At 70.7% G+C, this 19,355-nt stretch carries 19 protein-coding genes; 8 read left to right on the forward strand and 11 right to left on the reverse strand.

Going from position 1 to position 19,355, the window contains the following annotated elements; genetic code table 11:
• Nucleotides 1-14: 14 nt before the first annotated feature.
• The 3 genes from AB5G72_RS10835 to AB5G72_RS10845 all read right to left on the reverse strand — a co-directional run bounded on the left by AB5G72_RS10835 (nucleotide 15) and on the right by AB5G72_RS10845 (nucleotide 4,210).
• A complete protein-coding gene (locus AB5G72_RS10835) occupies nucleotides 15-1,088 on the reverse strand; it encodes a phosphotransferase family protein (RefSeq protein WP_120283754.1) in 1,074 nt (357 codons plus the stop codon).
• 67 nt (nucleotides 1,089-1,155) lie between these two features.
• On the reverse strand, nucleotides 1,156-2,520 hold the full coding sequence (locus tag AB5G72_RS10840; RefSeq protein WP_440219858.1) for an MFS transporter: 1,365 nt from the start codon (nucleotides 2,518-2,520) through the stop codon (nucleotides 1,156-1,158).
• A gap of 1 nt (nucleotide 2,521) precedes the next feature.
• Nucleotides 2,522-4,210, reverse strand: coding sequence for a class I adenylate-forming enzyme family protein (locus tag AB5G72_RS10845; RefSeq protein ID WP_413958019.1), 1,689 nt, complete (start codon nucleotides 4,208-4,210; stop codon nucleotides 2,522-2,524).
• A gap of 118 nt (nucleotides 4,211-4,328) precedes the next feature.
• Here AB5G72_RS10845 and AB5G72_RS10850 point away from each other — a divergent pair, with 118 nt between their 5' ends.
• Complete coding sequence (locus tag AB5G72_RS10850; protein WP_440219859.1) at nucleotides 4,329-4,979, forward strand: TetR/AcrR family transcriptional regulator; 651 nt, start codon at nucleotides 4,329-4,331, stop codon at nucleotides 4,977-4,979.
• Nucleotides 4,980-5,065: 86 nt separating this feature from the next.
• On the opposite strand, the gene AB5G72_RS10855 is transcribed toward AB5G72_RS10850, so the two are convergent.
• Both AB5G72_RS10855 and glyA read right to left on the reverse strand, forming a co-directional pair.
• Nucleotides 5,066-5,782, reverse strand: coding sequence for a LysR family transcriptional regulator substrate-binding protein (locus AB5G72_RS10855; RefSeq protein WP_413958018.1), 717 nt, complete (start codon nucleotides 5,780-5,782; stop codon nucleotides 5,066-5,068).
• Nucleotides 5,783-5,813: 31 nt separating this feature from the next.
• Entirely contained in the window at nucleotides 5,814-7,118 is a 1,305-nt protein-coding gene (gene glyA / locus AB5G72_RS10860; protein ID WP_313311923.1) for a serine hydroxymethyltransferase, read from the reverse strand.
• Nucleotides 7,119-7,254: 136 nt separating this feature from the next.
• Between glyA and coaA the strand changes: the two genes are divergently transcribed.
• Nucleotides 7,255-8,187, forward strand: a complete 933-nt coding sequence (gene coaA, locus AB5G72_RS10865; protein ID WP_069388860.1) for a type I pantothenate kinase — start codon at nucleotides 7,255-7,257, stop codon at nucleotides 8,185-8,187.
• Here coaA and AB5G72_RS10870 read toward each other — a convergent pair.
• Entirely contained in the window at nucleotides 8,184-9,296 is a 1,113-nt protein-coding gene (locus tag AB5G72_RS10870; RefSeq protein ID WP_120283761.1) for a tocopherol cyclase family protein, read from the reverse strand. The genes coaA and AB5G72_RS10870 overlap by 4 nt on opposite strands.
• 37 nt (nucleotides 9,297-9,333) lie before the next feature.
• On the opposite strand from AB5G72_RS10870, the gene AB5G72_RS10875 reads away from it, so the two are divergent.
• Together AB5G72_RS10875 and AB5G72_RS10880 are read left to right on the forward strand one after the other, a co-directional pair.
• Nucleotides 9,334-9,822, forward strand: a complete 489-nt coding sequence (locus AB5G72_RS10875; RefSeq protein WP_440219860.1) for a PH domain-containing protein — start codon at nucleotides 9,334-9,336, stop codon at nucleotides 9,820-9,822.
• Nucleotides 9,819-11,375: a PH domain-containing protein gene (locus AB5G72_RS10880; RefSeq protein WP_440219861.1), complete on the forward strand. Its 1,557-nt coding sequence runs from the start codon at nucleotides 9,819-9,821 to the stop codon at nucleotides 11,373-11,375. Before AB5G72_RS10875 ends, AB5G72_RS10880 begins: the two co-directional genes overlap by 4 nt.
• A gap of 74 nt (nucleotides 11,376-11,449) precedes the next feature.
• On the opposite strand, the gene AB5G72_RS10885 is transcribed toward AB5G72_RS10880, so the two are convergent.
• The 3 genes from AB5G72_RS10885 to AB5G72_RS10895 form a co-directional block, all read right to left on the reverse strand.
• Nucleotides 11,450-12,142: an MOSC domain-containing protein gene (locus AB5G72_RS10885; protein WP_163375996.1), complete on the reverse strand. Its 693-nt coding sequence runs from the start codon at nucleotides 12,140-12,142 to the stop codon at nucleotides 11,450-11,452.
• The gene (locus tag AB5G72_RS10890; RefSeq protein ID WP_069388863.1) at nucleotides 12,142-12,909 is read right to left on the reverse strand and encodes an isoprenyl transferase; all 768 of its coding nucleotides are present in this window, start codon (nucleotides 12,907-12,909) and stop codon (nucleotides 12,142-12,144) included. Before AB5G72_RS10890 ends, AB5G72_RS10885 begins: the two co-directional genes overlap by 1 nt.
• 114 nt (nucleotides 12,910-13,023) lie before the next feature.
• Nucleotides 13,024-14,097: a 3-deoxy-7-phosphoheptulonate synthase gene (locus AB5G72_RS10895; protein ID WP_440219862.1), complete on the reverse strand. Its 1,074-nt coding sequence runs from the start codon at nucleotides 14,095-14,097 to the stop codon at nucleotides 13,024-13,026.
• Nucleotides 14,098-14,658: 561 nt separating this feature from the next.
• On the opposite strand from AB5G72_RS10895, the gene AB5G72_RS10900 reads away from it, so the two are divergent.
• Together AB5G72_RS10900 and AB5G72_RS10905 are read left to right on the forward strand one after the other, a co-directional pair.
• The gene (locus AB5G72_RS10900) at nucleotides 14,659-15,909 is read left to right on the forward strand and encodes an LLM class flavin-dependent oxidoreductase (protein ID WP_440219863.1); all 1,251 of its coding nucleotides are present in this window, start codon (nucleotides 14,659-14,661) and stop codon (nucleotides 15,907-15,909) included.
• Nucleotides 15,906-16,607 (forward strand): CE1759 family FMN reductase, encoded by a 702-nt coding sequence (locus AB5G72_RS10905; protein ID WP_440219864.1) that lies wholly within the window; start codon nucleotides 15,906-15,908, stop codon nucleotides 16,605-16,607. Before AB5G72_RS10900 ends, AB5G72_RS10905 begins: the two co-directional genes overlap by 4 nt.
• A 167-nt stretch (nucleotides 16,608-16,774) precedes the next feature.
• Here the strand turns inward: AB5G72_RS10905 and AB5G72_RS10910 are convergent, their stop codons facing one another.
• Together AB5G72_RS10910 and mca are read right to left on the reverse strand one after the other, a co-directional pair.
• Nucleotides 16,775-17,101 carry a hypothetical protein gene (locus AB5G72_RS10910; RefSeq protein WP_407334648.1) on the reverse strand — a complete coding sequence of 109 codons (327 nt, stop codon included), beginning with the start codon at nucleotides 17,099-17,101 and terminating at the stop codon, nucleotides 16,775-16,777.
• Nucleotides 17,098-18,021: a mycothiol conjugate amidase Mca gene (gene mca / locus AB5G72_RS10915; RefSeq protein WP_096905165.1), complete on the reverse strand. Its 924-nt coding sequence runs from the start codon at nucleotides 18,019-18,021 to the stop codon at nucleotides 17,098-17,100. Before mca ends, AB5G72_RS10910 begins: the two co-directional genes overlap by 4 nt.
• A 137-nt stretch (nucleotides 18,022-18,158) precedes the next feature.
• Here mca and AB5G72_RS10920 point away from each other — a divergent pair, with 137 nt between their 5' ends.
• The gene (locus AB5G72_RS10920) at nucleotides 18,159-18,617 is read left to right on the forward strand and encodes a DUF4307 domain-containing protein (protein WP_120283777.1); all 459 of its coding nucleotides are present in this window, start codon (nucleotides 18,159-18,161) and stop codon (nucleotides 18,615-18,617) included.
• Between the two features lie 147 nt (nucleotides 18,618-18,764).
• A complete protein-coding gene (gene greA / locus AB5G72_RS10925) occupies nucleotides 18,765-19,262 on the forward strand; it encodes a transcription elongation factor GreA (RefSeq protein WP_067715687.1) in 498 nt (165 codons plus the stop codon).
• Nucleotides 19,263-19,355: the final 93 nt, after the last annotated feature.

Genomic DNA, 19,355 nt, shown 5'->3' on the forward strand with positions numbered 1-19,355 from the left:
TGAGGAGTCGGCCATCAGTTGGTCACCTTCCTGGAGTCGAGGATCGAGTGGCCGTGGTCGACCAGCTCGCGGATCTGCGGGCCGATGTCACCGAAGTCCTGACCGGCCATGTCACCGGCCTCGGAGCGCGTCGCCACGCCCTGGGCGATCGCCGCGAACTTGAACGTGGCGAACGCCAGGTACCACGGCATGTGGGACGGATCGGTGCCGGTGGCCGCGCAGTACCGGTCGAGCAACCGCTGCGGTCCGGGCCAGCCCGGCTCGGTGGTGATGCTGGGGATGAGCGGCACGGTCGGCCCGTTCGGGTCGCCCCAGTACAGAACCGTCTGCGCGAGGTCGGCGACCGGATCACCGAGGGTGGACAGCTCCCAGTCGAGGATCGCCTTGATGCGCCCCGGGTCGTCGGGGTCGACGACGTAGTTGTCCAGGCGGTAGTCACCGTGGATGATCCGCGACGACGGCGAAGTGGGCATGCTCTCGCCGAGACGCGCGGCCAGCTCGGGCAGACGGTCCGCCCGGACGGAGGCACTGGATTTCTCCGACTGGCCCAGCCAGCGTCGCAGCTGCCGCTCCAGATAGCCGTCCGGGCGACCGAGATCCCCCAGGCCCACCGCGTTCTGGTCCACGGCGTGGAGCGCGACCATCGCGTCGATCTGGGCGTCCGCCATGGCCGCCTTGTCGTCGTCGGACTCGGCGAAGCCCGCCGGCAGCGCGTCACGGATGACGTGGCCGACCACTTTCTCCATCACGTAGTACGGTACCCCCAGGTCCTCACCGGTGGTCTCGTTGAGCACCACCTTCGCGACCGGCACGTCCGTGTCCGCCAACCCGAGCTGGATCCGCGCCTCGCGGCCCATGTCGTGCGCGCTGGGCAGGAGCTCGCCCGTCGGCGGCCGCCGCAGGATCAACTCCCCCGCGTCGGAGCGGAGCGTGAACGTGAGGTTGGACTTGCCGCCGGCGATGAGGTCGGCGTCGAAGTCCGCCCAGTCCTGGTCACCGGTGGCCTCGGCGATCTTCGGCCCCACGACGTCGGGGCGGAGCAACTGGTCGACGGACAGTCCCGTGGACTCGGACGATGAAGGGGTCATGGCGTGGATCCTCGCGGTTGATGGGCGACCGGGCGGGCGGTTCGGGTGGATCAGTTGTGGCCGACGCTCAGTTGTGGCCGACACGGTGCAGGTCGTGACCCCGGGTCTCCTTCATGAAGGCGGTCGCGACCATCGTCGCCACGCACAGGGCGATGATGTAGGCGCTGATCATCCAGTACAGGTCCCACTGGATGAACTGGGCGTTGAGGTACGGCGCACTGCCGCCGAAGACCGCCACCGACAGGGAGTACGCGAACCCGATGCCCGCGGTACGCATCTTGGTGGGGAACGCCTCGGACATGAACGAGGACAGGATCGAGCCGGCGGCCGCGACCAGGGTCATGGCGACGAGCGAGGCGAGGAACAGCGTCCACGGGCGGTCGTCGATCATCCCCATGAGCATCGGCGTGGTGATGATCGTGCCGATGGCGAAGATGAAGATGACCGGGCGACGGCCGATGTGGTCCGAGAGCAGACCCCACAGCGGGAGGGTGCACAGGGCGATGAGCTGGCTGCCGAAGATCGCCCAGAACGCGGCCTCCGAGTCCATGTCACGCTGCGTGATGGCGAACGTCGAGGCGTACGAGCTCCAGGTGTAGTGCGCGACGGTGATGCCGGAGACCATGGCCACGACCAGCGCGATGGCGCCGGCGAGCTTGCGTCGCGAGAACGTGGCGACCGGCGAGGTCGGGTCGGCGGCGGCGGCCGCGGCGGCCTTGTCGAAGACGTCGGACTCCTCCATGCCGGACCGCAGGTACAGCACGAACAGGGCGAACACGGCGCCGAGCAGGAACGGCACGCGCCAGCCCCACTCGCCGACGGCGGACTCGGAGAGCACGGCGGTGATGCCGCCGCCGATGCCGTAGGCGATCACGGTGCCGCCCATGATGGCGACGAACACGAGGCTGCCCCACATGCCGCGACGGTGCGGCGGTGCGATCTCGGCGACGTAGCTGTAGGCGGTGGCCGACTCGCCACCGTGGGCGAAGCCCTGGATCATGCGGCACAGGAGCAGCAGCGCCGAGGCGAAGATCCCGAGCGTCTCGTAGCTCGGGAGCAGGCCGATGAGCAGGCTGGCGCCGGCCATCATGAGCATGGTGGTGATGAGGACGAACTTGCGTCCGCGTACGTCCGCGATCCGGCCGAAGACGATCCCGCCCAGCGGGCGCATGAGGAACCCGACCGCGAAGACGGCGAACGTGGCCAGCAGCGCCGAGACCGGGTTCTCGTTGTTGAACATCACCGCGGCGATGTACGGGGCGAAGACCGCGTAAGCGGTCCATTCGTACCATTCGAACAGCTGCCCGGTGGTACTGGCGGCCAACGAGCGGACGCTGCCGCGGCTCGCCTTGGCGGACTGGTGTGGGGCTGCGGTGGCGGCGGTGGCGCCGGCCCGCCCGCGGTCGTCGGGGTTGATGGTGGCCTCGGCCATGTCAGCTCCCTTCGGTGGGAGTGGAGGAGTGGGAGGGGGTGTGTTCGTCGCGGAGTTCGCGACGGCGGATCTTTCCGGTCTGGGTCTTGGGGAGCTCGCCGACGACGTGGACCTCGCCCGGCCGCTTGTAGGCGGCGAGCCGCTCCGAGGCGAACGCGATCAGCTCGTCCTCGGTCGCAGTCTGCCCGGCCTTGAGCGAGACGAACGCGACGACCTTCTCGCCGCGGTACTCGTCCGGCAGTCCCACGACGGCGGCCTCGAACACCGCGTCGTGCTCGTACAGGGCGTCCTCGACCTCCCGCGGCCAGACCTTGTAGCCGGAGGCGTTGATCTGGTCCTTGAGGCGGTCCACGAGGTACACCCAGCCGTCGGCGTCCATGACGGCGACATCGCCGGTGTGCAGCCGGCCGCCGGGCATGGTCGAGGCCGTGGCGGCCTCGTTGCGCCAGTAGCCGGACACGATCTGCGGTCCCGACAGGACGAGCTCGCCCTGCTCGCCCGGGGCGACCGGCTGGTCGTCGACGCCGATGACCTCGGCGCCGATCCCCGGCAGCGGCACTCCGATGGACAGGGTGCCGCTGGTCTCGTCGACCGGCGCCCGCAGCCCGGGCGGCACCGCGATGACCCCGGAGGTCGTCTCGGTCATGCCGTATCCGTTGTGGATGTAGTGGCCGAACCGCTCCGCGAAGCGCTCGACCGTCGAGGGCGGGATGGGCGCGCCCCCGCTGTACAGGGTCTTGACCGACGCAAAGTGCTCCGGTCCCGCCTCGTCCAGGCGCATGAGCGCGTTGTACGCGGTGATGGAACCGATGGTGAAGGTGACCCCGTGTTCGCGGAACGTGTCCAGCATGACACCGGGCCGGAAACGTCCGGCGAAGACGAGGGTGGAGTCGGTGACCAGCGCGACGGTGGCGTTGATGACGGCGCCGGTGATGTGGAACAGCGGGGCGATCGCCAGCACCACGTCGCCCGGCACGAGACCGACGAAGTCGGCGAAGCTCCGCGCGACCGCGATGACGTTGCCATGCGAGTTCATCGCCCCCTTGGGCGGCCCGGTGGTTCCCGAGGTGTAGGTGAGAAGCGCGAGGTCGTCGGGGGTGACCTCCGCCGGCTCCGGCGTGCGGCCCTCGAACTCGCGGATCAGGGAGACCAGGTCGCCGTCCGGCGAAGGCTCGACCTGCTGGTCGTCGCCGAACGCGCGGGGGTCGTTCCGGGTCTGCAGGTCCCGCTCGCTCGTACTGACGACCCATGCGACGTTCGTACCGCTCACGGCGTCGCGGATCGCCGTGGCGTCCCGGTCGGTGGCGATGATCCCCACGGCACCGGAGTCCTCCACGGGCAACCGGAGTTCCCGGCCGAAGTACATCGGGTTGAGCACCACGGCGGCGGCGCCGATCTTCCACAGCGCCAGCATCGCCAGCGCGTACTGCGGGATGTTCTGCAGGTGGATGCCGACGCGGTCACCGGGCGCCACCCCGCGGACCTGCAGTGCGGTGGCGAGCGCATCCGCCATCGCGTCGACCTCGCGGGCCGACAGCGTGGTGTCGAAGTAGGCGACGGCCGCCCTGTCCGGCGAGGAGTCGACACGCTCACGCCAGGCGTCCACGAGCGTCGACCGCCGCGTCACGAGGCTCTCGTCGAGGCCCGGTGGGTACAACGTGCGCCACGGCCGTGGGTCTTCCTGGCTCATCCTCGGTCCTCTCGTTCACGATCCTTGTGCGATCCACCGACCGATCGATCGCTCGGTGTGCCATAGTGTTACCCACACCACAACCGGTGTCAAGCGAAGGGTGGCTAGTGTTGTGACGATGAGTGAGGAGACCGCGACGTTGGAGACCGCGACGTTGGAGGCCGCGACGTTGGCGCAGTGGCGCGAGTTCGGCACCGACGAACTCTCCCCTCCGCTCCGCGCGGCCCTGCAAGTCTTCGCCCGGCACGGTTATCACGGTGCCTCGATCCGGTCGATCGCCGAGGCCGCCGGACTGTCCGTGCCGGGCCTCTACCATCACTACCGATCGAAGCAGGCCATCCTCGCAGCGGTCGTCGACCAGGCCATGGCGGAGATGCTCACGCACACTCAGGCCGCGGCCGACGACGCCGGCGACCGCACCGTCACCAGGTTCGAGAACATCGTGGAGTGCCTCGCCCGCTTCCACATGGCACGGCGCGACCACGCGTTCGTGGCGTCCACCGAGATGCGCAGCATGGACCCGGACGTGCGCGCACGCCACATCGCGCAGCGCGATGCGCAGCAGAAGATGCTCGAGGACGCCATCCGCGCCGGTGTCGACTCCGGGGAGTTCTCCTGCGCCCACCCCGAGGACGCGGCCCGCGCCATCGCCTCACTGTGTGTGTCGATCGCGTCCTGGTACCGGCCCGACGGGCCGCTGTCGGCCGACGACGTCGTCGCCCGACACCTCGAGTTCGCCCGCGGGATGGTCGGCGCCGCACGCGGCTGAGGTCGACGGCGCCGCACGCGGCTGGGATCGACCGCGCCGCACGCAGGTGGGATCGACGGCGCCGCTCGCGGCTGAGACCCGCCCGGTCAGCGTCTGCGCTGCCCCCGACCCACCGGCTTCGGCGCACGTTCGGCGCGGGCCTTCGCCTTGGCGGCGGCCTTCTCCTTTGCGGTCCGCTTCTCGCGCGGAGGCTCGCCCGCTCCGCGCGAGGTGCCCGCCCTGCGACCCCGCACGATCCCCACGAACTCGTCGATCAACTCATCGGTCTCCCTCGCGGGCGACCAGGCGATGCCCATCCGGGTCGCGGGGACCCCGTCGACGGGCCGCGCCACCACGTCCCGCCGACTCAGCGCCCTCGCGTACGGCGCCGGCAGGACGAGCAGTCCCACGCCGGCGGCGACGAGGTCCACCGCGGCGGACACCTCCTCGGGCGATGCCGTGATGGGGTCCACCGGCTCGAGCCACCGCTCCCCCTCGAGGTCGGCGATCCCCAGCGAGTCGAAGGCGGCGAGTTCGTGGTCCTTCTCGGCGAGAACGGCCATCGTCTCGGTGTACAGCGGGACCCGGAGCAGGCCGGCCGGCGCCGAGCGCGGTGCATCGTCGGGCTCGCGGAGGAAGACCACGTCGAAGCCGTCGGCGCCGGCGGAGCCCGCGAGCTCCGCCCACGGGTCACCGGTGCGTCGGGCCGAGATCGGCACGCGTGGATTGCGCTCGCGCCACCGCGCGAGCCACTTGTCCGGCTGGACACCGGGGACGTAGCCAACACGTAGACGGGGGCCGTTGCCCGTGTTCTCGTCGGTCATCGGCCCCCGCCTGTCGTTTTCTCGACCCGCCTCAGCCCAGGATCTTCCAGTCCTCGAGTCCCTCGTACAGCGGCTTCGACGCGGCCAGCGCAGACACGCGCTCACGCAGGGCGGTGACGTCGGCGCCCGTCCCCGCGGCCAGCGCGGTGCCGATGATGTCCGCGACCTCACGGAAGTCCTCGGCCTCGAACCCGCGGGTGGCCAGGGCGGGCGTGCCGATGCGCAGGCCGGAGGTCACCATCGGCGGACGCGGGTCGAACGGCACCGCGTTGCGGTTCACCGTGATCCCGACCTCGTGGAGGAGGTCCTCCGCCTGCTGGCCGTCGAGCTCGGAGTCACGCAAGTCCACCAGGACGAGGTGCACGTCCGTGCCGCCGGTGAGGACGGAGACGCCGGCGTCCCGGCAATCCTGGGCGGTGAGCCGCTCGGCGAGGATCTGGGCACCCTCGATCGTGCGCTGCTGACGCTCGCGGAACTGCTCCGTCCCGGCGATCTTCATGGCGGTGGCCTTGGCGGCGATCGCGTGCATGAGCGGGCCGCCCTGCTGGCCCGGGAACACCGACGAGTTGAGCTTCTTGAACAGCTCGAGGTCGTTGGTGAGGATCATGCCGGAGCGCGGCCCGCCGAGCGTCTTGTGGACGGTCGTGGAGACGACGTCGGCGTGCGGGACGGGGCTCGGGTGCAGGCCGGCGGCGACCAGGCCGGCAAAGTGGGCCATGTCCACCCACAGCTTGGCGCCGACCTCGTCGGCGATCTCGCGGAACTTCGCGAAATCCAGGGTCCGCGGGTAGGCCGACCAGCCGGCGATGATGACATCCGGCTTCTCCGCCAGCGCCATCTCGCGGACGGTGTCCATGTTGACCTGCATGGTCTCCGGATCCACCTCGTAGGCGGCGACCTCGTAGAGCTGGCCGGAGAAGTTGAGCTTCATGCCGTGCGTGAGATGCCCGCCGTGGGCTAGTGATAGGCCCATGATCTTGGACCCCGGCTTCGCGAGCGCCATGAGCACCGCGGCATTGGCCTGGGCACCGGCGTGCGGCTGGACGTTCGCGTACTTGGCGCCGAAGACCTCCTTCGCGCGGTCACGAGCCAGGTTCTCCACCACGTCCACGTGCTCGCAGCCGCCGTAGTAACGGCGACCCGGGTACCCCTCGGCGTACTTGTTCGTGAGCACGGAGCCCTGCGCCTGCAGGACCGAACGCGGCACGAAGTTCTCCGACGCGATCATCTCGAGCGTGTCTCGCTGTCGGGCGAGCTCGCCGGCCATCGCCTCGGCGACCTCCGGATCGAGCTCGGTCAGGGAGGCGGTGAACACGTCGGTGTTCGGGTCGGTCATCGTTGCTCCTCGCACGTGGGCTTTGCACTTCGTACGAATCGTGTGGGGCCACGGCTCGTCTCGTCGTCGTCGTCAGTCTAGTGCCACGCCACCCTGACACCCCCTCCCCCGTGGCCACCTGCCACAATCGGGAACCGTGAGCAGACAAGCCGGCGACTACACGCCGTACGTCGAGTTCGACCGTCGGAGCTGGCGGCGCCTGCGGCGTGCGATGCCCATGGTGCTCACCGAACAGGACCTCGAGGGCCTCCGGGGCCTGGGCGAACACCTCGACCTCGACGAGATCGCGGAGATCTACCTGCCGCTGAGCCGGCTCATCCACCTGCAGGTATCCGCCCGGCAGCGGCTGTTCCAGTCGACCAATCTGTTCCTCGGCGAGACCGTGGACGCCCCCATGCCGTTCGTGATCGGCGTGGCCGGATCGGTGGCGGTCGGCAAGTCCACCTCCGCCCGTGTGCTGCGCGCGCTGCTCACCCGCTGGGACTCCCACCCCCGGGTGGACCTCATCACCACCGACGGCTTCCTTCACCCCAACCGCGAACTCCAGCGACGCGGACTGATGCACCGCAAGGGCTACCCGGAGTCGTACGACCGGCGCGCGCTGCTGCGGTTCGTCACGGAGGTCAAGTCCGGCGCCCCGGTCGTGCGCGCGCCGGTGTACTCGCACACCAAGTACGACATCGTGCCCGGCGAGTTCATCGAGGTCCGCCGACCCGACATCCTCATCGTGGAGGGCCTCAACGTCCTGCAGACGGGTCCGCGCCTCATGGTCTCGGACCTGTTCGACTTCTCGCTCTACGTCGACGCGCGGATCGAGGACATCGAACAGTGGTACGTCGAGCGCTTCCTCGAACTGCGGAGCACGTCGTTCTCCAACCCCAACTCGCACTTCGCGCACTACGCCGACCTGTCCGACAAGGCGGCCCGGCTCGCCGCCCGCGAGATCTGGACGTCGATCAACCGGCCGAACCTGGTGGAGAACATCCTGCCGACCCGGCCGCGCGCGACGCTGGTGCTCCGTAAGAACTCGGACCACTCCATCCAGCGGCTGCGCCTGCGCAAGATCTAGAGCGGCGGCGCGCCCGTCTCCCCCTCCGGAACACCGCGCCGCCGCAACTCGGCCTCGGCGCGGTCGAGTCCACCGTGCTCGAGCGCGGCCAGGGCGCTGCGGTCCGACCACACCAGTCGCCCGTGCCGGCGCACCTCCACCTCGAGCTCGCCCGCGAGGTGTTCGATCGACCCGGCGGAGTTCCGCTTCTCCGACGGCAGCGGGACCGGCAGCACGTGCGCGCGGTCCAGGGGCGAACGCCCGCTGATGCGGACCTGCCAGCCGTAACCGCGGCCCTGGAACTCCCACCGCTCGTCGGTCACCTCGGCGCGGACCGGCGAGACGACAGGGTTGCCCAGCCGGATGACCTTCCCGCCGGGCAGTCGCACGACAACTGCAGTCACCTCGGTGCGCAGCGGCCCGGAGTGGATCTGCCCGCCGGCGAACGCCACGCACGTGTTCGGCTCCGAGAACGCCTGCGCCTGGCCCCACCACCACGAGTCGGGGAAGCCCTCGGCGCCCCAGTTCTTCTCGCCGTACACCTCGGCGCCGTCGAACTCCCAGTGCTCACCGTCGAGTTCGGCCCACCCAGAAGCGCGGCCGCCGAGCAGCCAGGGGTGCCAGTACTGGTTGAGGGCGGGGACGGACTGGAAAATGCTCGAGCCGCCGACGGCGTGGTGCGGCCACTGCACCGGGTCGGTGATGTTCACGTGCAGGCGAGCGCCCTCCCCCATGTCCACGCGGACCCCGTCGGGTCGGTACTCGAACAGTTCGCCGGAGCGCGCGCCGATCCGGTCCGGGTCGGCCCAGCCGTCGGGCGCGGCCATGAGGCGCAGGGTGGACGACGACGAGGACGACGAGGAGAAAGACGACGACGAAGAACCCCCGTCTCCGTCCCGGCGCGATCCACCGGCCTCGATCGGGATCGGCGCCTCGTCGGAGGCGAGCCCGAGCGTCGCCCAGTGCCCGTCGGGTCCCCGGTTGACCCCGATGAGGGCGATCACGACGCGCCCGCGCTCGCGGTCGGTGACGCGGAGGAAGTACCCCTCCATGGCCACGTCGTGTGCGCGGAGCGGATCGCCGAAGGGCAGGTCTGCGCCGGTCGCCCGGTATCGCCGGAGGAGTCCCATGGGGTTCAGCGTCCCATAATCGGCTTAGGGTGAAGCCGTGAATGCGACTCAACTCGGCCTCCGTCCGCCTCGGGAACGGGTCGATCCCCGGTGCCGGCGGTGGTGGACGGCGCAGGTCGTCCTGTGGATGGTCGGGCCGCTGCTCGTACTGGCGGCATCGACACTGATCGTGGGCCCGTGGATGCTCCTCGCCACCGCCGGGTGGGCGTTGCTGACAGTGGCGGCGCTGGTGGTGGTGCCCCGCGTGCGGTGGGCGATCCACCGCTGGGAGGCCACCGACACCGCCGTCTACAGCCGTAGTGGACTGTTCTGGGAGGAGTGGCGGGCGGCTCCCCTGTCGCGCGTCCAGACCGTCGACAAGACCCGCGGCCCGCTCCAGCGACAGTTCGGCCTCGCCACCGTCGTGGTCACCACCGCCTCGTCCAAGGGTGCGGTGCGCATCAGCGCCCTCGACGCCACGCAGGCCGAGGAGATGGCCGACCGCCTCACCCTCCTCGCCGAGGACGATCAGCGGGACGCCACATGACCGGCCCGGCCGGCGCGGACCATGACGACTGGCTGCCGCTGGACCGTCGGACGATCACCTCCACGACCGTGGTGGTCGCCGCGGCACTCGTCGCCGCGGCGGTGCCGACGGCGATCGGCATGCTGGTGGGCGGCCTGGCCATCGGCTGGGTACTCCTCTGGACGGTGGGCGGGGTGGTAGTCGGAACCGTCGCCACCGCGATCGCCGAGTCCGCCCGCCTGACGGTGACCCGCTACCGCGTGGACACCCACCGAATCGAGCGCCGGGTCCGCTTCCTGTCGAGCACCACGTCGTCACTGTCGACGCACCGGGTCCGCAACGTGGAGATCACCGCCGACGTCGTCCAGCGTCGCCTCGGTATCGCCACCCTCAAGCTGGCCAGCGGTGAGACAGACGGGTCGAGGATGACGCTGGCCGCGCTCGACCGCTCCGAGGCCGAGGACCTGCGCCGCCGACTACTGGCCGACCGAGCCGGCGCGGACACGCACGAACTCGCCCGCCTCGATCCCCGGTGGGTCCGCTACGCCCCGGCCAGCCTCATGACGCCGGTGTTCGGCCTGGTGGGCTTCGGCATCGTGCTCCAGGTGGCCGACTGGTTCAACGCGGTGCCGGCGGTGCTGGAGTGGGTCTGGGACCGCGTCGGCGGACTGCCGTTGCCCGTCCTCGCCATCGGCGTGGTGGCCCTGACCCTCGCCATCGGCACCGTCGCCGCCACAGTGCTGTTCGTGGAGAACTGGTGGGGCATGCGCCTCGAGCGTCACCGCGACGGTTCTCTCGAACTTCGCCGAGGCCTGGTCGTGGGCCGGCACGCGACGTTCGACGGCCGACGCGTCCGTGGCATCACGCTGCACGAGCCGCCGGGGTTCCGCGCGGTCGGGGCCGCCCGGCTGGACGTGATCGCCACCGGCGTGGGTATCGGCAACGACGAGAACGGCAAGCCCAAGCAGAGCCCTGCGCTGGTCCCGGCCTCGCCGCGCGACGTGGCGGCTGGCGTGGCGGCGGAGATGCTCGGGACACCGGTGCCGGGTACGGCGGCGGGCACACCGGATGCGGCGGCGGGCACGCCGGGTGCGGCGGCGGGCACACCGGGGCCGGACGCGCTGCGCTCCCATCCGCCTGTGGCGCGACGACGACGAGCCGTCCGCGCGGTGGCCGCCACCCTCGCCCTCGCCGGGATCGCCCTCGTACCCGCGCTCGTGTGGCCGTGGCTGTGGTGGGTTCCCGTCACCGTGGCCGCGGTCGGTGGGACGGTCGCCGCGTGGGCTGTGGTCGACAACTACCGCGGACTCGGCCACGCGGTGGGCGGCACGGTGGTCACGGTCCGTAAGGGTTCGCTCCTGAGACGGACCGATGTCCTGTACCGCGACGGGATACTCGGGTGGAACGTGCGGCGCACCCCGTTCCAGCGCCGGGCCGGCCTGGTGACGCTGGTGGCGACCTCGGCGGGCGGCGGCGGTGCGTTCCGACTGCCGGACGTCGCCGAGGCCGAGGCGCACGAGGTGTGGTCGACCGCCGGCGACGTGTGGGACCACCTGGCCGAGCCACGCGACTGAGCGACTCTGCAGCTGAGCGACTCTGCAGCTGGGCAACTCCGCGGCCGAGCCACCCCGCGCGGGCGCAGGCCCGGTCAGTCGGCGTCCACGGGCCTGTCGTCGGTCGCCGGATCCAGCTTCCGGACCAGACTGGGCGCCAGGTCGGACAGCGCGTACTCGTCGAGGAGCCGCCGGGCCTCGTCGTCGTCGACCCCGGCGAAGACCCGCCCGATCGTGACCCCGTGCGTGGGCACGGCGACCACCCGGATCTCGTCCCCGGCCTCGACGGGGCCCGCGGCGAGGACCCGCGCGTACGCGCCCGGGCGCCCGCCCTCGGTGAAGCGCCGCACCCAGCGCGGCTTGCCCACGTGGTGGCCGAAGGTCTGACACGGGATCCGCGGCGTCGTGACCTCCATGCGCAGGCGGCCCACCTCCAGCACGGTGCCGATCTGCAACTGCGAGGTGTCGACCCCGGCCACGCGAAGGTTCTCGCCGAAGTACCCGGGCGGGATCGGGCCGCCGAACTCGGGCTCCCACTGCTCGACGTCGGAGTCCGAGAGCAGGTAGACGGCCTTCCACACCCCGCCGTGGTGCTGGCGATCTGCCTGGACGTCGCCGTGGAGGCCGTACTCGCGCACCTGGACGGGCCCGTCGACGGGCCGCTTGTCGATCGCGGTGACGCCGACCCGGCCGGGCACCTCGAGCAGTTGGTCCACCACGCACACGGCGCGGACGGTGAACACCTCGCCCACGGTGATCGGCCCGCGCTCCGCCTCCGCGCCGACCATCACTGACCGAACCGACGGTTGCGGGCTCCGTACTCGCGCATCGCCCGGAGGAAGTCGACCCGCCGGAACGCCGGCCAGTACGCCTCGGTGAACCAGATCTCCGAATACGCGCTCTGCCACAGCAGGAAGCCCGAGAGCCGCTGCTCGCCGGAGGTGCGGATCACGAGGTCCGGGTCGGGCTGGCCCGAGGTGTAGAGGTGCTCGCCGATGCCGTCGACGGTGATCGCGTCGACCAGCTCCTGTCCGCTGCAGCCCTTGTCGATCAGCTCCCGGACCAGCTCGCGGGCGGCGTCGGCGATCTCCTGCCGCCCGCCGTAGCCGACCGCGACGTTGACCTTGACGCCCGGCCGGCCCCTGCTCACCTGCTCGGCGTGGCGCAGTCGCTCGGCGAGCCAGTCCGGCAGCACCTCGAGACGCCCGACGATCCGGACCTCCCAGTTCTTCCCCGGGCCGGTGATCTCGTCCACCACGTCCGCGATGATCTGCAGCAGTTCATCGAGTTCCTCGGCATCGCGGCCGAGGTTCTCCGTGCTGAGCAGGTAAATGGTGGCAACGTCTACACCGAGGTCGTCACACCACCCCAGCATCTCGGCGATCTTGACCGCGCCCGCCCGGTGACCGTGCGCGACGTCGGTGAACCCCGCCTCACGTGCCCACCGGCGGTTCCCGTCCGCCATCACGGCGATGTGCCTCGGCAGCCTCGACTCGTCCAACGAGGCGCGGAGGCGCGCTTCGTACAGCGAGTACAGGGGGAAGGAGACGGCCACGCGGAAAGGGTACCGCGCGCCGTCGCCCGCCCAGTGGTGCCCCTCGGGCCGCCGACCCCGGGCCGACCGCACCGGCGACGGGGGCGGCGGCGTGGGCGGCGGGGCCAGCGGCGGTCAGCCTCGTCGGCCCTGACGGACGGCCGCGGCGAGCGCACGCAGGCTGTCGGCGGTGGTGTCCCAGCCGATGCACGCGTCCGTCACCGACTGGCCGTACACCAGCTCGTCGGCCTCGACGGACTGGGCGCCGGGCTCGAGGAAGCTCTCGATCATCAGCCCGGAGATGCCCTGCTCCCCCGCGCCGATCCGCTCGGCGAGCTCGGCCACGACCTCTGCCTGCCGCTCGTGCGACTTACCCGAGTTGGCGTGGCTCGCGTCCACCATCACCAGACCGGGCAGGCCGACCTTGCCGACCGCCGCGACGGCCGACGCGACGGACTCGGCGTCGTGGTTGGGTCCACCGGTCCCGCCGCGGAGGATGACGTGGCAGTCGGTGTTGCCGGCGGTCTCCACGACGGAGGCCCGGCCGTCGGCGTCGGTGCCGAAGAACACGTGCCGCGCCGCCGACGACCGGCAGCCGTCGACCGCGACCTGGACCTCGCCGTCGGTCCCGTTCTTGAAGCCCACCGGCATCGACAGGCCGGACACCAGCTGACGATGTACCTGGCTCTCCGTGGTGCGGGCGCCGATCGCGCCCCACGAGACGGCGTCCGCGATGTACTGCGGGCTGGTCGGCTCGAGGAACTCGGTCCCCACGGGCAGCCCCAGGTCGAGCACGTCGAGCAGCAGGGTGCGGGCGGTGCGCAGGCCGCGCGGGATGTCGTAGCTCCCGTCGAGCGCGGGGTCGTTGATGAGGCCTTTCCACCCGACGGTGGTCCGGGGCTTCTCGAAGTACACGCGCATGACGATGAGCAGGTCCTCGGCCGTCTCGGCGGCGAGCGCGGCGAGTCGCGCCGCGTAGTCGAGGGCAGCCTCGGTGTCGTGGACCGAACACGGACCGACGACCACGAGCAGGCGGTCGTCGCGCCCGGCGAGCACGTCGGCGACGTCGGCGCGACTGCGCTCGACCAGCGCCTCGCGGGCCTCGCCCAGCGGGAGCTCGCCGAGGATCTCGGTCGGCGTCGGCAGCGGGGAGTAGGACAGGACTCGCCTGTCGGCGGTCTGGGTGGGGTTCTCGGCGGTGACGGTCACGGCTGTGCACTCCTGGCGATGTGGTCGTGGCGGGCCGGGTGCCGTGATCTCTTCGGTGCCCTGCGTCTCGCGCACCCGGATCCGCCGTCTGGAAAGGCGGAAGGCGGCGACCATGGTGGTCACCGCCTCTGGGCTCCGGGTGTCGAGACGTCCGTCTAGCGGACGCGTGCGCTCGCGGCGCGGGCTCCACCCGGAGCCCACATAAAGCGCCAATAAGCGCGAGCGATCGACATGCCGGACACCATAGCAGACGGACCCGGGCCGGCCCGAATCGCCTCGCAGCCCTACCCTGACAGCCGCTCCCGCGCCTGGCGTGTCGCCCGCGAGGCTGGCGTGTCGCTCCCGCGCCTGCTCGACCAGGACGCAGCCGCGTCCCGCCATGGCGTCTGGCGTGCACCGCTGCGCAGGCCAGACGCCGTCGCGAGGGGCGGCTGCGGAACCGTCCACACCGGAGCAGGCCGGACGGCACCCGCCATGTGAGGGGGAATACCGCCCCACTTTCTTTTGTTTGATATGTCAGCTAGTTAAGATGGGGACACCAACAGACGAGAGGCCACCATCATGCAGTTCGGAATCTTCAGCATCGCCGACATCACCCCGGACCCCACCACCGGGCGGATACCCACCGAGCACGAGCGACTGGAGGCGGTCGTCGAGTACGCCACTCTGGCCGAGCAGGTGGGCCTCGACGTCTTCGCGCTGGGCGAACACCACAACCCGCCGTTCGTGACGTCCTCCCCCACCACGACGCTGGGCTACATCGCGGGCAGGACCTCCGAGATCATCCTGTCGACGGCCACCACCCTGATCACCACCAACGACCCGGTGAAGATCGCCGAGGACTACGCGATGCTGCAGCACCTGGCAGGCGGCCGGATCGACCTGACGATGGGCCGTGGCAACACCGGCCCGGTCTACCCGTGGTTCGGGCAGGACATCCGACAGGGCCTGCCGATCGCGATCGAGAACTACGAACTGCTCCACCGCCTGTGGCACGAGGACGTCGTGGACTGGGAGGGCAAGTTCCGCACGGCCCTGCAGCAGTTCACCTCGACCCCGCGCCCGCTGGACGGCGTCGCGCCCTTCGTGTGGCACGGCTCGATCCGCTCGCCGCAGATCGCCGAGCAGGCCGCGTTCTACGGAGACGGCTTCTTCCACAACAACATCTTCTGGCCGATCCACCACACCAAGCAGATGGTCGAGCTGTACCGCCGCCGCTACGAGCACTACGGCCACGGCTCGGCGGACCAGGCGATCGTCGGCCTGGGCGGGCAGTTCTTCGCCCGCACCAACAGTCAGGACGCGGTCGACGAGTTCCGCCCCTACTTCGACAACGCGCCGGTCTACGGCCACGGCCCGTCGCTGGAGGACTTCACGGCCCAGACCCCGCTGACCGTCGGCTCGCCGCAGCAGATCATCGACCGATACATGACCATGCGCGAGCACGTGGGCGACTACCAGCGTCAGCTGTTCCTCATCGACCACGCCGGCCTGCCCCGCAAGACCGTTCTCGAGCAGATCGAGATCCTGGGCAGCGAGATCGTGCCGACCCTGCGACGGGAACTCGACGCACTGCGCCCGGCCCACGTCCCGGACGGGCCGACCCACGCCGGGCGAGTGGCCGCCCGCGACGCCGACCTGGCCGCCGCCGGCGATCCCACCTATTCCGACGCGTACCGCTTCGGCACCGGCGACAACTGGACGGGCCTCACCGCCGAGGGCGGTCAGCGCGCCCAGGAGCAGTCGCTGGCCCGCGCCCGCCGCAACCAGGCCCGCCTCGCCGAGGCGCCGGCCGGGAAGGACTCCAAGTGACCGACCCCCACAACAGCCACTCCGCCGGGCGGCCGCTCAACCTCGTCGTCGTCGCCGCCGGAACCTCGGTGCCCTCCAGCACCCGGATGCTCGCCGACCAGCTCACCGCCGCGACCCGCGACGCGCTCGCGCGGCACGGCCAGAGGGTCGACGTGACGGTTCTCGAGGCGCGCGAACTGGCGCACGAGGTCGTCGACGCCACCTTCACCAGGTTCCCCGGGGAGAAACTGGCCGCGGCGATCGACGAGATCGGCCGGGCGGACGGGCTGATCGCGGTGTCGCCCATCTACAACCAGTCGTTCTCGGGCCTGTTCAAGTCGCTGTTCGACGTCATCGAACCCGGCACGATCGCCGGCGTGCCGGTGGCGTTGGGCGCGACCGGCGGCACCGCTCGGCACTCGCTGGCGGTCGACTACGCCCTGCGGCCGATGTTCGCCTACCTCAAGGCCGACATCGTGCCCACGACCGTGTTCGCGGCGGCCGAGGACTTCGGGGCCGTCTCCACCGACGGCGACGAGGACTCGCTGCGCGCCCGTACCGCGCGAGTGGGGACCGAACTGTCGGACTACATGCTGCGGTTCGCCGGGGTCACCGCCGGCGCGGTGGCGCCGACGCGCGCGGACGCCGGGCGGGGACGCAGGACCGACGACGACGAGTTCAGCGACTTCGTCCCGATGGGCGACCTCCTGGGCCGCTGAACCGGCGGGCGGGTTCGCCCTCACCACGGTCCGCCCTTCGGAGGTCGATCCGCCCGCGGGACCCGCAACGCGGATCGACATCCGAGGGGCGGATCGTGTGCTGGGTTCGGGGGCGGGCTCAGCGGAGGTCGGGCTCAGCCGGGGGGCGGGCTCAGCGGGGGGCGGGCTCAGCGGGGGTCGGGCTGACCGTCGGTCGGCTCCAGGGGCGGGACCGCCCCGCGGTCGGTGCCCTCGTCGGCGAGCTGATCCGGCTCGGGATGCTCGGTGTCGAAGCTATCCGGCAGGTTCTTGATGTGCTTGTTCATGTTGCGGATGAGCAGCACGGTGGCGATGAGCAGCAGCAAGATCACCGGGATACCGATCGGCGATGCCTTGCCGAACTCCGGCCCCACCGGGTTGTCGTTGTACCCGGGCGTACCGGGCGACTGGTTCTGCGCGAGGACCATCGCCGACTGGTACGCCAGGATCTGGACGTCCGGTCCCAGGGTGATCATCGTGGGTCCTCACTCGTGCTCGGGCCGACGGGGAGAGCGACGTACGGGTCGACTCCCTCGAACAGGTCTGTCTCGTATTCTCCCTCACCGAGCTCGGGAAAGCCCACCCGGCTGGCGGCGAGCTCGAACTCCTCGGTGGGCCACACCCGCTGCTGCATCTCCACGGGTGCGGCGAAGAACCAGCCGTTGGGGTCGATCTGGGTGGCGTGGGCCAGCAGTGCCGAGTTGCGCTGCTCGAAGTAGTCAGCGCACTCGACCCGCGTGGTGACCCGCTCCATGATGTCGGGGCGGTCCCCCCAGCGCGACAGGAACTCCTCGAAGTGGCGCACCCCGTCGCGGGCGAACAGCTCGTCGTCCAGCAGCTGGAGGCGGCTCTTGGGGAACCCGTGGGTGTAGTAGACCTTGGCGATCGCCCACGGCTCACCGGCGTCCGGATAACGGGCGGGGTCGGCGGCGGCCTCGTACGCGGCCATCGACGCCGAGTGCACCTTCAGGTGATCCGGATGGGGATACCCACCGTTCTCGTCGTAGGTGATCATCACGTGGGGACGGAACTCCCGGATCCTGCGGACCAGGGACTCGGTGACCTCGTCGTCGTCGGCCAGGGCGAAACATCCCTCCGGCAGGGGTGGCGTGGGGTCACCCTCCGGCAACCCCGAGTCCACATATCCCAGCCAGTGGTGGTCGACCCCCAGGATGTCGGCCGCGCGCGCCATCTCACGCACCCGGACGCCCGTCAGGTCCGCGACGATGTCGGGGCGGTCCATCGCGGGGTTGAGGATGTCGCCCCGCTCGCCCCCGGTGCACGTCTCCACCAGCACGTGGACGCCCTCGGCGACGTACCTGGCCATGGTTGCCGACCCCTTTGACGACTCGTCGTCGGGGTGGGCGTGGACCGCCATCAGCCGCAGACCGGCCATCGGGAGCACCTGCCGTTCTTCTCACGTGAGTGGATGACCGCACCATTCTATGGGCGTCGGCCCAGGCGCCGCCCCCGGCGGGGCCCGCCGGCGACCCCCGGCCGTCCCCGCCGGCGTGCCCCGATACCCTGGCTCCCATGAGTGAGCCGAGGTCGGACGCCCCGTCGCAGCCCCCCGTGGGCCCGCCCGCGGACCGGTACGCGACGGCCGACCGCGGCTCGAACCTGACCGGCAAGGTCGTCGCCGTCATCCTGGCGCTGCTCGTGGGCGGCCTGGTGATCGCCGGCGTCTACACGATGTGGCGTCTCAACCAGACGCCGGACATCACGGGCGAGGCGATCGGGGTGGAGGTCGTCGACGAGTCGCGGGTCGACCTGACGTTCACCGTGACGCGCGAGGAGCCGGGCACGCCCGCCTACTGCATCATCCGGGCCCAGGAGGAGTCCAAGGGCGAACTCGGCCGGCGCGAGGTCTACGTCCCACCGTCGGAGAACACCACGATCCAGATCGACGCGTCCATCTTCACCACCGCCCGCGCGTTCGCCGCGGACGTCTACGGCTGTGGTGACGACGTCCCCGACTACCTGCGCAGGTAGAGCCGCAGACGGCGCGGCCGTCAGGGCCGCGCGTATCGGCCGGCGGGCCACGGCGCCTGTGTTAGAATCGGCGCTTCAGCACGGCTCCCTTTTTCGCGGGGCCGTGTTTTTCTTACATCACGCACGCGAACAGATTGGAGTGCGCTCATGGCGAACGACACCCAGGTCCACTGGTTGACCCAGGAATCGTACGACCGCCTCATGGCCGAGAAGGAGGCGCTGATCGCCAACCGTCCGGTCATCGCCGCCGAGATCAACGAGCGGCGCGAGGAGGGCGACCTCAAGGAGAACGCCGGCTACCACGCCGCGCGTGAGCAGCAGGGCCAGGAGGAGGCCCGCATCCGGACCATCGACGACCTGCTGGCCAACGCCCAGGTCGGCGAGACGCCCACCGAGTCCGGTGTCGCGCTCATCGGCTCCGTCGTCCGCGCCTACTACAACGGCAACGAGGACACCAAGGAGACCTTCCTCATCGGTACCCGCGGCGAGGGCTCCGGCAAGGACGACCTCGAGATCTACTCCCCCGAGTCCCCGCTCGGCAAGGCCGTCCTCGGCGCCAAGAACGGGGAGAGCCGCGAGTACACCGCCCCCAACGGCAAGAAGGTCGCCGTCACCATCGTGACCGCGGAGCCGTATCACAGCTGACCGGCTGAAGACCGGGGCCGGTGGTAGGTTCTTCACGAATGTCGGGTCGCCTCCAGGCGGGCCCGAATCCGCCCCGGCGTAGCAGGAGTTCCA

The organism is Dietzia sp. MNB45, assembly GCF_051994785.1.
GTDB classification, from domain to species: domain Bacteria; phylum Actinomycetota; class Actinomycetes; order Mycobacteriales; family Mycobacteriaceae; genus Dietzia; species Dietzia kunjamensis.